At 73.2% G+C, this 13,067-nt stretch carries 11 protein-coding genes; 6 read left to right on the forward strand and 5 right to left on the reverse strand.

Annotated elements, in window-relative coordinates; genetic code table 11:
* The first annotated feature begins 378 nt into the window (after positions 1-378).
* Complete coding sequence (locus ACIGFK_RS23050) at positions 379-1,989, forward strand: TROVE domain-containing protein (protein WP_400053372.1); 1,611 nt, start codon at positions 379-381, stop codon at positions 1,987-1,989.
* A gap of 35 nt (positions 1,990-2,024) precedes the next feature.
* On the opposite strand, the gene ACIGFK_RS23055 is transcribed toward ACIGFK_RS23050, so the two are convergent.
* Both ACIGFK_RS23055 and ACIGFK_RS23060 read right to left on the reverse strand, forming a co-directional pair.
* A complete protein-coding gene (locus ACIGFK_RS23055; RefSeq protein ID WP_376661015.1) occupies positions 2,025-3,407 on the reverse strand; it encodes an NAD(P)/FAD-dependent oxidoreductase in 1,383 nt (460 codons plus the stop codon).
* A gap of 92 nt (positions 3,408-3,499) precedes the next feature.
* A complete protein-coding gene (locus ACIGFK_RS23060; RefSeq protein ID WP_400053374.1) occupies positions 3,500-4,483 on the reverse strand; it encodes an NAD(P)/FAD-dependent oxidoreductase in 984 nt (327 codons plus the stop codon).
* A 66-nt stretch (positions 4,484-4,549) separates the two neighbouring features.
* Between ACIGFK_RS23060 and ACIGFK_RS23065 the strand changes: the two genes are divergently transcribed.
* Both ACIGFK_RS23065 and ACIGFK_RS23070 read left to right on the forward strand, forming a co-directional pair.
* On the forward strand, positions 4,550-5,173 hold the full coding sequence (locus ACIGFK_RS23065) for a helix-turn-helix domain-containing protein (protein ID WP_400053376.1): 624 nt from the start codon (positions 4,550-4,552) through the stop codon (positions 5,171-5,173).
* Complete coding sequence (locus ACIGFK_RS23070) at positions 5,170-5,685, forward strand: NUDIX hydrolase (RefSeq protein ID WP_400053378.1); 516 nt, start codon at positions 5,170-5,172, stop codon at positions 5,683-5,685. The genes ACIGFK_RS23065 and ACIGFK_RS23070 overlap by 4 nt, the downstream gene beginning before the upstream one ends.
* Positions 5,686-5,712: 27 nt before the next feature.
* Here ACIGFK_RS23070 and ACIGFK_RS23075 read toward each other — a convergent pair whose 3' ends face one another.
* The 3 genes from ACIGFK_RS23075 to ACIGFK_RS23085 all read right to left on the reverse strand — a co-directional run bounded on the left by ACIGFK_RS23075 (position 5,713) and on the right by ACIGFK_RS23085 (position 10,404).
* The gene (locus ACIGFK_RS23075; protein WP_400053379.1) at positions 5,713-7,809 is read right to left on the reverse strand and encodes an MDR family MFS transporter; all 2,097 of its coding nucleotides are present in this window, start codon (positions 7,807-7,809) and stop codon (positions 5,713-5,715) included.
* Between the two features lie 36 nt (positions 7,810-7,845).
* Positions 7,846-9,201 (reverse strand): 6-phospho-beta-glucosidase, encoded by a 1,356-nt coding sequence (locus tag ACIGFK_RS23080; protein ID WP_376661017.1) that lies wholly within the window; start codon positions 9,199-9,201, stop codon positions 7,846-7,848.
* Positions 9,202-9,381: 180 nt separating this feature from the next.
* On the reverse strand, positions 9,382-10,404 hold the full coding sequence (locus ACIGFK_RS23085) for a helix-turn-helix domain-containing protein (RefSeq protein WP_376661010.1): 1,023 nt from the start codon (positions 10,402-10,404) through the stop codon (positions 9,382-9,384).
* A gap of 183 nt (positions 10,405-10,587) precedes the next feature.
* Between ACIGFK_RS23085 and ACIGFK_RS23090 the strand changes: the two genes are divergently transcribed.
* The 3 genes from ACIGFK_RS23090 to ACIGFK_RS23100 all read left to right on the forward strand — a co-directional run bounded on the left by ACIGFK_RS23090 (position 10,588) and on the right by ACIGFK_RS23100 (position 13,059).
* Positions 10,588-11,256, forward strand: a complete 669-nt coding sequence (locus ACIGFK_RS23090; RefSeq protein WP_376661009.1) for a helix-turn-helix domain-containing protein — start codon at positions 10,588-10,590, stop codon at positions 11,254-11,256.
* Between the two features lie 64 nt (positions 11,257-11,320).
* On the forward strand, positions 11,321-11,878 hold the full coding sequence (locus tag ACIGFK_RS23095; protein ID WP_376661008.1) for a toxin-antitoxin system, toxin component: 558 nt from the start codon (positions 11,321-11,323) through the stop codon (positions 11,876-11,878).
* The gene (locus tag ACIGFK_RS23100) at positions 11,875-13,059 is read left to right on the forward strand and encodes an MAB_1171c family putative transporter (RefSeq protein ID WP_376661007.1); all 1,185 of its coding nucleotides are present in this window, start codon (positions 11,875-11,877) and stop codon (positions 13,057-13,059) included. Before ACIGFK_RS23095 ends, ACIGFK_RS23100 begins: the two co-directional genes overlap by 4 nt.
* Positions 13,060-13,067 lie beyond the last annotated feature (8 nt).

The following is a 13,067-nucleotide window of genomic DNA, read 5'->3' on the forward strand; positions in this document are numbered from 1 at the left end:
GCCCGGGTCGTCTGGTGCCGTGGATTGCAAGGCGGAGGAGGGAGCCACTGCGGAGCATTGGCGACCGACGACAACGCGGCAAGCCGCGGTGCCAGACGACCCGGGCTATCCGACCCTGATCCGCCGGACACCCCCTAATTCGCTGGTGCGCGGCCCGGTGGGCCTTGTAGGTTCGCATCGCGACCGCGCCTCCGATGCGCCCGGCTGCGGCTACTTCCTTCTGACAACAACCAAGTGACGCCGCGGCCCCTTTTGATCTCGGCAGGCGCGGGCGCTTCTTCGCCCCGTCGAACGCTTCGTCCGGGGCGTCCCATCCTCTGAATCCGGGGGGATTCACTGCCTCGTCACACCCCGCGCGTCTCCAAGGTCTGGTCCGAGATGCTCGTGGCGCCGCACGTCTCGGCGGCCGCCCGCTCCATGCCCCCGCCACAGATCCACCACCGGCCGGCCGGGGCGAAGATCCGCACCTACGCGGGCGGCCCGGCCTTCGTCCGGGAGCCCCGCGAGGAGCTCTTCCTGCTGGCCGTCGGCAACTTCGTCACCCAGCGGACCTTCTACGAGAGCGGGGAGGAGCGGGACGACCGGTACTCCCGCCTCGTCGCCGAACTCGCCGTCCAGGACCCCGAGTGGACGGCCGGCCTGCTCCGCTGGCTCCGCGGCGAGGGCAACATGCGCACCGCCTCCCTGGTGGGTGCCGCCGTGTACGTGCGGGCCCGGCTCGAGGCCGGCGCGTCCGGGGGACCGTCCAACCGGTCCGTGATCGACTCGGTGCTCCAGCGCGCCGACGAGCCCGGCGAACTGCTCGCCCACTGGATCTCGGCGTACGGCCGGAACGTGCCGATGCCGGTGAAGCGGGGCATCGCCGACGGCGTGCGCCGGCTGTACACGTCCCGATCCCTGCTCAAGTACGACACCGCCTCCAAGAACTTCCGCTTCGGCGACGTGCTCAACCTGGTGCACGCCTCCCCTGACCCGGACAAGCCCTGGCAGGGTGCGCTCTTCCGGTACGCCCTGGACCGCCGCCACCACCCGGAGCAGGCGGTTCCGCCGGCTTCCGACCGCCTGCTGACCGCCCACCGGGCTCTGATGGAGTCGGCCGCCGAGGAGCGGCGGGCAGTGGTGACGGGCCCGGACGGCTCCGAGCGCCTGGCCACGGCGGGCATGACGTGGGAGGCCCTGGCCGGCTGGCTCCACGGACCGATGGACGCCGCCGTCTGGGAAGCCGTGATTCCCACGATGGGACCCATGGCGCTCCTGCGGAACCTGCGGAACTTCGACGAGGCGGGGGTCTCGGACGACGTCGCCGCCCGCGTCGCCGCACGCCTCTCGGACGCCTCCGAGGTCGCCCGGTCCCGGCAGTTCCCGTTCCGCTACCTGGCCGCTCACCAGCACGCGCCGTCGGAGCGCTGGGCAGCGGCGCTGGAACGGGCGCTGGGCCACTCCCTGGCCAACGTGCCGTCGCTGCCCGGCCGGACCCTGATCCTCGTGGACCGGTCGGACTCCATGTTCTGGGACACCGTCTCCGAGCGGTCCAAACTGACGCGGGCGGACGCGGCGGCCGTGTTCGGCACGGCGCTGGCCATGCGTGCGGAGCAGGCGGACCTGGTGGAGTTCGGCTGGGGCAGCCGGACGGTGCCGTTCGAGCGGGACGAGCCGGTGCTCGAGGTGCTGAAACGGTTCCACAGTCTCGGGGGCACGGAGACGATGACGGCGGTGCGGCGCCATTACCGGGAGCACGACCGGATCCTGATCGTCACCGACGAGCAGGCCGCAAGCAACCGCCGCGACAGGCCGGCCGATCCGGTCCCGGCCGATGTCCCGGTCTATACGTGGAACCTGGCGGGCTACCGGCCCGCCCACGGCCCCGCCGGCCCGCACCGGCACACCTTCGGCGGCCTCGCCGACGCCGCGTTCCGGATGGTCGGCCTCGTCGAGGCCCGCCGCGGGGCCGGTTGGCCGTGGACCGCCGGAACCACCGCGACCGCCTGATCCGAGGGCCGCGGCCCGGTCCGACCCGGCCGCGCTCAGCCCGTCGTGAGCTTCTCCCACTCCCCCCGGTCCGGCCCCGCCGGCTTCGGCGCGTAGTCCGGCCGCGCCTCCAGCCAGCGCGCCACCCGGGCCCGGACCTCCGGATCGGCGTACGCACGCTCCGGGGGCTCGGCCAGGTGCCGCACCCTCGCGCGGGCCCGCATCACCTCGGGGTCCTCCAGCGCGCACTCGAACAGCGCCGCCACCTCCCGCGGTGTCCCGGAGCGCACGGCGCGCGTCGCGAACCGCTCCCCGATGGCCGAGTCCGCGACCACCTGGAAGTCGAACCAGGGCTTCAGGGTGCGCACCGCCCAGTCGTGGTGGTCGGCGGCGTACCGCTCCGAGCCCGGGTCCCGGTGCGCCGTACGGGCCACTCTGCGCGCCGCCCACAGGGCGAGCGAAGTACCCTGCCCGAGGGTCGGGTTGGTGTGCGTGACGGCGTCCCCCACCGGCACGAGCCCGCTCACGACCGGGCCCCGCTCGTCGGCCAGGGGGCTCCACCGGTTGTCCAGGCTCGCGGTCGCCAGTACGTCCGACAGCGGCTGCGCGCCCAGTGCCAGCCAGGCCTCGCCGGGCGCGAAGGACCGGGCCGCACTCTCGAAGACCGCGGGATCGCGCAGCGCCGAACGCGTGGCGTCGGTGGTGTGCACGAACAGCGTGACCGCGAACACCCGGTTGTCGGCGGGGAAGACGGCGCACCCGGCGAAGGCCCCGCCGGTCACCGCCCAGGGCCGGCGCGGCCCCTCGTCCATGCCCTCGGGCAGCCGGTACCAGCGGCAGAAGTACGCCAGCCCGGTGCGGTGCCGTTCCACGGCGGCCGGGCGGCAGCCCGCCGCGGCCAGCCAGCGCTCGGTGCCGCCCCGGCGCCCGCCCGCGTCCACCACCAGGTCTCCCCCGTAGCTCCCTACGCCGGTCGTCACGCCGGTCACCCTGATCCCGGGGACCGTGGTCAGGCCGGTGACCGGCTCCCCGTACCGCGAGACGGCACCCGGCTCACCGCGCAGGGCGGTGGCCAGCGCGCTCTCCAGCAGGATCCGCCGCGCCTGGATCATGACGAGGTCCTCGTCGCCGGGGCGGGCGGGGGGACGTACGTCGAACCAGTCCAGTTCGTGCCGCTCGCGGGCGCCCAGCCGGAGCATCTCCTCGTACACATCGGGCAGTTCCCCGCACAGGACATTGCGAGCGGCGCCGAGCAGGGCGTGCGGCTGGTTCGCCTGCGGTACGGACGGACGGTGCCAGCCGAAGAAGTCGCGGTCGAGCGCGGTGCCCGGGGCCCGGGTGTCGCGCTCGAACAGTTCGACGGTGTGCCCGTGCCGCGCCGCGAGCAGGGCGGTGGCCAGGCCTCCGACACCTCCGCCGATGACCAGCACATGTGCCATTGCGCCCCCTGAGCCGATGACGGTACGACGATCAGACCGCCCAGAGCCTGCGCGCGGGGAGCCTGGCCGAAACTCGCACAGCCATCCGAAGATCAGATGCGCGTGCGGTACGCCTCCACCGCCCGCCGGCCCTGCTCCTCGATCAGGTCCGCGTTGAGGGCGACGGCCGCCTGCACCCCCTGCGCGGCGGCGCCCGCGACCTGCGCCATCGGCGCCGTCACGTTCCCCGCCGCCCAGACCCCGGACAGCGCGGTGGCCCCGGTCGCCGGGTCGGACGCCACGCAGGTGCCGATCACGTGGCCGTCCCGCTCCAGGGTGGTCGTGGGCAAGCCCAGGCCGGTCAGCACGCCGGAGCGGGCGGTGAACCGCGGGGCCACCACCAGCGCCCGGCACTCCGCCGTCCCGCCGCCCGCCAGGGTCACCCCGGCCAGCCGGTCGTCCGCGCCGACCGCGAGGCCGGTCACCTCTCCCGCGACCACCTCGACCCCGAGGGCCGCCAGCAGCTCGCGGTCCTCCGCGGACGGCTCCCAGGTGTGCGCCAGCAGGGTCGTACGTCCGCTCCACTGCCGCCACATCTGCGCCTGGTGCACGGATACGGGGCCGCCGGCCAGCACCGCGACCGGCTCGTCCCGGACCTCCCAGCCGTGGCAGTACGGACAGTGCAGCACGTCCCTCCCCCAGCGCTCCGCGAGGCCCGGCACCGCGGGCAGCTCGTCCACCAGCCCGGTGGTGACCAGCAGCCGCCGCGCCCGGACCGCGGAGCCGTCCCCGCAGCGCACCAGGAATCCCCCGCCGGGCAGCGCGTCGGCGGCGACGGCCGTGCCCTGCCGGATCAGCCCGCCGTAGCCGGTCACCTCCGCGCGGCCCCGCTCCAGCAGCTCGGCCGGGCTGCGCCCGTCGTGGCCGAGGTATCCGTGCATGTGCGCGGCGGGGGCGTTGCGGGGGCTGCCCGAGTCGATGACCAGGACCGAACGGCGGGCCCGGACCAGGGTCAGGGCCCCGGCGAGCCCGGCGGCCCCACCGCCCACGACCACCACGTCGAACAAGGTGTCCATCGCTTCCTCTGTGTCGTCCATACCGGTGAGCGTCCGCCCGGCCATCCACATTTGACAAATGTCCTTGCCGAAGCGGCAAATGGATCCATGGCCACCGACGAGCACGACGAGGATCTCGCAGGCGTGCTGACCGCCGTGGGCCCGCGGCTGCGCGCCCTGCGCCGGCAGCGCGGCACCACCCTGGCGCAGCTCAGCGAGACCACCGGGATCTCGCTCTCCACCCTCTCCCGGCTGGAGTCGGGACAGCGCCGGCCGACGCTGGAGCTGCTGCTCCCGCTCGCCCGGGCGCACCGGGTGGCACTGGACGAGCTGGTCGGCGCGCCGGAGACCGGGGACCCCCGGATCCGGCCGCGCCCGTTCGTCCGGCACGGCCGGACCCATGTGCCGCTGACCCGCGACTTCGGCGGTCTGCACGCCTACAAGACGATCCTGCCGCCCGCCGGGGGCACGACCCCCGATCCCGAGCCCGAGCTGCAGGTCCACGAGGGCTACGAGTGGCTGTACGTGCTGTCCGGGCAGGTACGGCTGCTGCTCGGCGAGCACGATCTGGTCCTCGGTCCGGGTGAGGCCGCCGAGTTCGACACCCGCACGCCCCACGCCTTCTTCAACGCGGGGGCGCACCCCGCCGAGTTCCTGAGCCTCTTCGGTCCGCAGGGCGAGCGGATGCACGTCCGGGCGCGGCCCACCACACCTCCGGAAGGACGCCGATGAACACCGCCGCCACCGGCCGGCACCCCGAGCAGCCCGAGCGCCCCGAGCGCGCCGTGCCCCGGCCCAATGCCGTGGTCGGCGTCGGGCTCGTGGTCGTGGCCCCGGACGGCCGGGTGCTGCTCGGCCGGGCGCACGACGGCCGCTGGGAGCTGCCGGGCGGCAAGGTCGACCCCGGGGAGGGCTTCGAGCAGGCGGCCGCCCGGGAGCTGGCCGAGGAGACGGGCCTGCGGGCGGAGCCCCGGGGGATCCGCGTGCTGGCCGTGCGGATCGACGCGAAGGCCGGGGTGACCCGGCTGACCGCGGCCGCCGTCACCACCACGGCGACGGGCGTGCCCGCCGTCACCGAGCCGCACAAGATCGTCCGGTGGGAGTGGTTCGCCCCGGAGTCGATCCCCGCTGCGCTCTACGCGCCGTCGGCGGGTGTGCTCCGCAGCTGGCGCCCGGACCTGGAGGCCCTGCCGCAGGTGTCTCCGTACGACTATCCGACCGTCACGGTGGACGAAACGGGCTGACACCGGCCGGGCCGCCCCTCGGTACGCCTACCCCCGCACGACCACCCTCGGCGCGAAGTTCCCCTCGCCCAGGTCCTCCGCCAGCAGCCGCTTCGCGATCGCGTCCGCCGCCACCCGCAGTTCGGCGCTCCGCGGCCGGCCCCGGTCCTGCTCCAGCCGGTCCTTCAGCCACTCCGCCCATGCGGCCGAGATGACCCCGGCCTCCCGTTCGCCGGCCGGGGTCTGGGAGAAGAAGCCGTTCTGCCGCGTCAGGTACCCCTCGTCGACCATCCGCTCGAAGACCGGCAGCAGGACCTCCGGCGGCAGGGAGCGCCGCCCCGCGATCAGCCCCAGGCTGGCGTGGCCGACCGTACGGGTCATCAGGTCCACCTGCATCACGGCCCACGCGCCCGCCATGTCCAGCCGGGTGTCGGAGGCGTCGACGATCGCGCGCGCCTCCTCCGGCCCCATGTTCCGCACGAGCTTGCCGACCGCCAGCTCCAGCAGCTTGGCCGAGTCCCCCGAGGCCGTGGCCGGCGAGGCGAAGCCCTCGCCCATGTCCGTGGACGCGGCCCGGGCGGAGTCGCGCAGCCGGACCTGCTTGAGGAACAGGGACACCACGAAGCCGACCAGCGCCACCGGCACCGTCCACAGGAACACCGTGTGCAGGGCGTGCGCGTACGCCTCGATGATCGGGCCGGCGGCCGCCGGATCGAGCCCGTGCACCCCGTCCGGGCTCATCGCCGCCCTGCCCAGCTGCGCCGGGTCCCCGCCGGTGGCCCGGGCCGCCTCCGCCACGCCCGCCTCGAGCGCGGGCTCCAGGCTGTTGGCGTAGATCGTGCCGAACACCGCGGTGCCGAAGCTGCTGCCGAGCGTACGGAAGAAGGTGACACCGGACGTGGCGGTGCCCAGGTCCGCGTAGTCGACGGTGTTCTGCACGGCGATCGTCAGGACCTGCATGCACAGGCCGATGCCGGCGCCGAGGACGAACATGTACAGCGACTCCAGCCAGGCGTTGGTCCCCGGCCCCATCAGGGACAGCAGGTAGAGCCCGACGGCCATGACGGCGCTGCCCACGATCGGGAAGATCCGGTACCGGCCCGTCTTGCCGGTGACGTTGCCGCTGAAGACGGAGCAGATCAGCAGGCCGATGACCAGCGGCAGTGTCCGGACGCCCGAGACCGTGGCCGAATCGCCGTCCACGTACTGCAGGTAGGTCGGCAGGAAGGTCATCGCGCCGAGCATCGCGAAGCCCACCACGAAGCTGAGCACCGAGCAGACCGTGAAGACGGGATTGCGGAACAGCCTCATGGGCAGCATCGGTTCCGCGGCCCGGGCCTCCACGAGGCAGAAGAGCACCAGGGCCACGACACCGCCGGCGAACAGGCCGATGATCGTCGGTGAACTCCACGCCAGCTCGTTCCCGCCGAGGCTCGTGGCCAGGATCAGCGCGCCGGCACCGGCCGTGACGAGCGCGATGCCCAGGTAGTCGATGACCGGCCGGCCCGCCGCGCGCATCGTGGGGATCGTCCGGGCCGCCGCGATGACGACCAGGATGGCGATCGGAACGTTCACGTAGAAGGCCCAGCGCCAGCTCAGGTGGTCGGTGAAGAAGCCGCCCAGCAGCGGGCCGATCACGGTGGCGACGCCGAAGACCGCGCCGATCGCGCCCTGGTACTTGCCGCGTTCGCGCAGCGGGACCACGTCCGCGATCAGCGCCATCGAGGTGACCATGAGGCCGCCCGCTCCGATGCCCTGCACGCCCCGCCAGACGATGAGCAGGGTCATGTTGCTCGCGAGACCGCAGAGGAAGGAGCCGGTGATGAAGACGATCGCGGAGATCTGGAAGATCAGCTTGCGGCCGAAGAGGTCGCCGAACTTGCCCACCAGCACCGTCGCCACGGTCTCGGCGAGCAGGTAGGAGGTGACCACCCACGACATGTGGGCCGCGCCGCCGAGGTCCGCCACGATCGTGGGCAGGGCGGTGCCCACGATCGTCTGGTCCAGCGCGGCCAGGAGCACGCCCAGCATGATCGTGCCGAAGACGATGTTGCGCCGCCGCCGGTCGAGGGCGGGGGACGCCGAGGTCGCTGCGGGGGCTGTGGTCACATCTCGCACTCTCACAGCGCACCCGGCCGCACGCATGCGGCGCACGGCCGAACGGGCGACGGGAGTGCGGTATCAGCGCAGGTGGGCCAGACCGGGATGGGCCGCCGCGTACCCGTCCAGCAGCCGTCGGGCCACCGCCACCGAGTCCACCAGCGGGTGCAGCGCGAAGGCCTTCACCGCATCCGCCCGCGAACCGCTCGCCGCGGCCGCCAGGACCTCCCGCTCGACCGCCTTGACGGCCGTCACCAGCCCCACCGCGTGCAGCGGCAGCTGCTCGACGCCCACCGGGTGGGCCCCGTTGGCGTCGACCAGGCAGGGCACCTCGATGACCGCCTCGGCGTCGAGGACGCGGAGCGTGGAGCCGTTGGGCACGTTCAGGATCAGCGTGGCCCGCTCGTCGCGCGCGATGGCCCGCATCAGGGCGAGCGCGACCTTCTCGTAGCCGCCGGACTCCAGGTCGCTCTCGTCGCGCTCGCCGACGCCGGCCGCCTCGCGGTTCTCGGCCATGTACGTGGCTTCGCGCTCGGCCCGGGTCCGGTCCCAGGCGGCGAGCGCCGCCCCGGCGGGCTGCCCGGCCCGGCCGGCCTCGGCGTAGAAGCCGCGCTGCTGGTCGCGCAGGAAGGCCCCGCGCGTCTGCCCGGCCTCCTGGTACGCCCGTACGGTGTCACGGTTGAAGTAGTAGTAGTGCAGGTACTCGTTCGGGATCGCGCCGAGCGAGCGCAGCCACTCGGCCCCGAAGAGCCGGCCCTCCTCGAAGGACTCCAGCGCCTCGGTGTCGGCCAGCAGCCGGGGCAGTTCGTCGCGGCCGCCGATGCGCAGCCCGCGCACCCATCCCAGGTGGTTGAGGCCTACGTAGTCGATCCAGGCTTCCTGCGGCCGGGCACCGAGGAGCCGGGCGATGCGCCGGCCGAGGCCCACGGGGGAATCGCAGATGCCGATCACCCGGGCGCCGAGCTCCTCGGCCATCGCCTCGGTGACCAGCCCGGCCGGATTGGTGAAGTTGATGACCCACGCCTCGGGGGCGGTGCGGGCGATCCTGCGGGCGAGCTCGCGCGCCACCGGCACGGTCCGCAGTCCGTACGCGATGCCGCCCGCGCCCACCGTCTCCTGGCCCAGCACTCCCTCGGCCAGGGCGATCCGCTCGTCGGCGGCGCGGCCGTCCAGGCCTCCGACGCGGATGGCGGAGAAGACGAAGTCGGCCCCGCGCAGGGCCTCGTCGAGATCCCGTGTGGCCGAAACCGCAGGGGCGTCGGGCACTCCGGCGGCCGCGGCCTGGTCGGTGAGGACGCGGGCCATGGCGGTGAGCCGCGCCGGATCCTCGTCGTACAGCGTCACGTGGGTCACCCGGCCCTCGGCGTGGTCGCCGAGCAGGGCCCCGTAGACGAGCGGGACCCGGAAGCCGCCCCCGCCGAGGATCGTCAGCCGCACGCCCTTACCGCCCTTCGCCGAAGCCACGGCCACAGCCGTGGCACGTAGCCCGTGGCCGTGGCCCGCGGGCCCGGCCGGCACCGGAGCCGGATCCGGGTGCCACGATCGGTGACACGGGACCGGCGCGTTCGGCCGGGTCCGTGGCGCACGACCTTCGGGGAACCAGTCTCCCCCGCCCGGTCACTCCCCCAGCGGCGGCACGGCGCGCAGTCTGGCGCCCTGCTGGTGCACGAACCCGCCGTCACGGACGGGCCCCAGGGACCCTCCCTGCGGCGCCGAGAGGATCAGGGTGATCCGGGTCAGCCCCATCGCGTCCAGCATCCGGCTGGATTCGGCCACCATCCGGCAGCGCACGAGACCCCACCGCGGGTCGGGGTGGCGCACGGTGCGCACCGCCCCGTCCTGCTCGGCGGCCTCCGCCCCGCGCTTGCTCAGCCAGTGCGGCACCCCGTAGCGGTAGGCCGCCTCCATGAACGGGTCGCGGGCCACCTCCTGGCGGATGCTGTTCAGCCCCTCGTCCTCCGGCGCCTCGGCCAGTGCGGTGGCGAGCTGCGCGAGCAGCGGCACGCACCAGGCCGGCTCGTGGTCCTCCAGTACGCCCGCCGCGTCCGGGTGGAACAGCACGAAGCGCAGGAAGTTGTCGTCGGGCAGGGCCGTCGGATGCGGCCGTACGGACTGGAAGAGCTGGTCGAAGGCCGAATTGGTGAGCGCGACGTCCCAGCGGTGGTCCACCAGGAAGCTCGGGTAGGGCACGGCCTCCATGAGGGCCGCGTAGTCGCACAGGTAGTCGCGCTGCGCCGGGTCCTCCGGCAGCCGGTTGTCCTCGGCGGCCCGCCACGTGGGCGGCGGATCGCGGTCGACCATGACGCGGAACAGCCAGAAGCACTGCCGCTCGCTCATCTCCAGGGCCTCGGCCAGGGCGAGCAGTTTGCGGTCCGTCCACTCCTTGACCAGGCCGCGCTCCCAGTTCCCGTACGCCCGCACGCTGATGCGCAGGCGGGCGGCGAGGTCCTCCTGGCTCAGGCCCAGTTCCTCACGGCGCTGGCGCAAAATCTCCTTGCGTCGCTCCGCCCGTACGGCGCCGCGTGCGGACTCATCGGCCGCCAGGCGCTCTTCACCGGCTCGGGCGAGGCCGTCGGACGGGCCCACCGCTGCGAGATGTGGCACCGAGAGCTCCCCCTCCCTCACGGTCTGGATCTTCATTTCCGTGTGGCGATCCTGCTACCGACTTCATTCGAGTGTCAACTATTGTGGCAATTCCAGCCTCTTGACAGCTCATTCCCGCCACAGCTGTGGCACGTTCTAGCCCTTCGAGGCCGGAACGGCTAGATTCCAGAAGCCGACCACGTGTCCGAACCGACTTCGCGCGATCTAGGAGAACCACTGGTGACAGACGGCTTCCCGGCTCCCGTCGCGGTGGCCCACGCACCCCTGGCAGCCACCGTCGCGCGCGTTGCCGAACTCGCGGCGAAGATGGGCCGCGACCGGAACCAGGTCTTCGACCTGCGACGCCTCTCCGAGGCCTCCGGCGTCCCCACGGACGTGGTCAGGACCCTCCTCGACGGCAGACCCGCCGGCGAACCCGACCTGCAGGCCCGGTTCCTGCAGCGCCTCGACCTGCTCCGGCGCACCCGGGTCAAGCCCAACGGCCGCCGCTACACCCAGCAGGAGATCGCCGACGGCGCCGGCATGTCCCGGCAGCAGGCGGGCGCCCTGATCAACGGCGACCGCCGGCCCACCATGGAGCACTGTGACGCCATCCAGCGCTTCTTCGGCGTGCACGCCGGGTTCCTCACCGCCCACGACGCCGACGCCCTCACCGACGCCCTCCAGCGGACCGAGCAGCAGCTGCTGCAGGACTTCGCCGGCCGCGCGCGGGAAACCGTACCGGCCGCGGCCGCTTCGACCGGCGATCCCCTGGCAAGACTCCTCCAGAACCACGGCGTACGGGGCATCGCCTGGCGCGCCGCCCAACTGCCCAGCGACAAGCACCGGGACAAGGTCACCGAATGGCTGGACATGCTCCTCGAGAGCGTCAAACCGAATGAATCCTGACCCAGTCGAGAGTCTGGGTCTGATCCTTGAGTCCTGATCCGGATCCATTCCGACGGGGAGAACGGTGAGCATAGGCAGAGAGCAGCGGCGGTTGTGCGGGGAGCTGGTGGCCGGCATCCGGCTGACCGCACCCGTGGAACCCGTGGACCTCTACGCCGCCCTGTGCGAGGGCATGAGCAGGCACCGGGGCCGCCCGGTGGAGTTCCGGATGGCCGCGTTCCCGCCGGGGACGGCCAGCGGCCTGTGGCTCGACATGGCGGACCGCGATCTCGTGGTCGTCGAGGAACGCACGGCACCCGACCACCAGTTGGTGATCCTCGGGCACGAGCTGTGGCACATGAAGGCCGGCCACTGCAGCCACCACGTCGACGGCGCCGCCGTCGCCGCCCGGCTGTTGTCCGACGAGGCCGACATCGGCGAGACCGTCCGCAGCGTCGCCGCGCGCACGCGCGCCGACGTGCAGGAAGAGACCGAGGCCGAGACCTTCGGCCTGCTGCTGGGCAGCCGGTGCCGCACCTGGCTGGCCGGATCGTCGAGCCACCGCGCCCCCGCGCAGCGCGACCACCTGGCGGGCCGGATCGAGGCCTCGCTCGGCTACCGGGGGCACAGGAACGACCGTTGAACGGCGAGGACTACTACATACCGGCGATCGCGATGGCGATCGCACTCGCCGTCAAGCTGCCGGCCCTGCGCCACAACTGGCGCGATCCGCTGCTGCGTTCCGTAGTGGCCCTGCTGACCATGGCGGGGGCGGTGTTCGCCTTCGCCGCCCCGCCCACCATCGTGGCGGTCAACCGCTGGACCGGGGTGCCGAACATCTCGGCACCGCTGGTCTACTCCCTGATCACCGGGTTCAGCGCCTCCTGCCTGGTCCTGGTCGTCAACTGGCGGGGCGGCCCGCCCGAGAAGACCCGCCGCACCTCGCAGCGGTGGATCCTGGGCTACAGCATCGTGAGCGTGGTCCTGGTCGTGCTCTTCGCCCTGGGTGACGCGCCCGTCGAGCGGCTGCGCGATCTGGACACCTACTACGCGAACACGCCGTACATCCGCGAGATGATCGCCCTCTACCTGATCGCGCACAACGTGGCCGCGCTGGTGATGGTGGCCATGTGCTGGCGCTGGTCGCTCCAGGTGCGCGGCTGGCTGCGGGCCGGCCTGATGATCATCGTCGCGGGCTACATGTTCAACCTCAGCTACGACGCGACCAAGGTGACCGCCGTCGTCGCCCGCTGGGCCGGCCACGACCTCGACTACCTCAGCACGTTCGTCGCCCCGCCGCTGGCCTCCATGGGAGCGCTGGTCAGCGCGATCGGATTCGTGCTCCCCCTGGTCTGCCAGAAGCTGTCGGACAACTGGGAGATCTGGACGACCTACCGCCGGCTCGGCTGGCTCTGGCAGGAGGTGCAGATCTCCGCGCCGAGCAACGCCCCCGCCGTGCACATGGCCTGGTGGTCCGCCGCCGAACTGCGGGTGATCCAGCGCGAGTCGGACATCCACGACGGGTTCCTGCACCTCGGCCCCTACTTCGACCGGCAGCTGCGCGACGCCGCCTACCGGCACGCCGTCGCGGAGGGGTCCGGCGAGGAGGCCGCCCGCGCGGTCGCCGACGCCGCGATGGTCGCGGCCGCCGTGCAGGCCCGCTCCGCGGACCCCGAGGGCCGGGTCATCGACGCCGGCGAGGAGCAGGCCGACGCGGTCGAAGGGCCGCGCGACCTGCTGCGGATCTCGCACGCCCTGCGGCACTCGCCGGTGGTGCAGGCGGTGCGGCAGCGCGCGGCCCTCTCCGGGAGCAGGCTCTCCTGACCCCCGGT

This window comes from Streptomyces sp. NPDC085524, from assembly GCF_044541755.1.
In the GTDB taxonomy this organism is placed as follows: Bacteria; Actinomycetota; Actinomycetes; order Streptomycetales; family Streptomycetaceae; genus Streptomyces.

What these genes read in the sequence shown, in the direction of transcription:
- ACIGFK_RS23050 (WP_400053372.1), top strand. Translation starts at nt 379, where the DNA reads ATGCTCGTGGCGCCGCACGTCTCGGCGGCCGCCCGCTCCATGCCCCCG.
- ACIGFK_RS23055 (WP_376661015.1), bottom strand. Translation starts at nt 3,407, where the DNA reads ATGGCACATGTGCTGGTCATCGGCGGAGGTGTCGGAGGCCTGGCCACC.
- ACIGFK_RS23060 (WP_400053374.1), bottom strand. Translation starts at nt 4,483, where the DNA reads ATGGACGACACAGAGGAAGCGATGGACACCTTGTTCGACGTGGTGGTC.
- ACIGFK_RS23065 (WP_400053376.1), top strand. Translation starts at nt 4,550, where the DNA reads ATGGCCACCGACGAGCACGACGAGGATCTCGCAGGCGTGCTGACCGCC.
- ACIGFK_RS23070 (WP_400053378.1), top strand. Translation starts at nt 5,170, where the DNA reads ATGAACACCGCCGCCACCGGCCGGCACCCCGAGCAGCCCGAGCGCCCC.
- ACIGFK_RS23075 (WP_400053379.1), bottom strand. Translation starts at nt 7,809, where the DNA reads ATGCGTGCGGCCGGGTGCGCTGTGAGAGTGCGAGATGTGACCACAGCC.
- ACIGFK_RS23085 (WP_376661010.1), bottom strand. Translation starts at nt 10,404, where the DNA reads ATGAAGATCCAGACCGTGAGGGAGGGGGAGCTCTCGGTGCCACATCTC.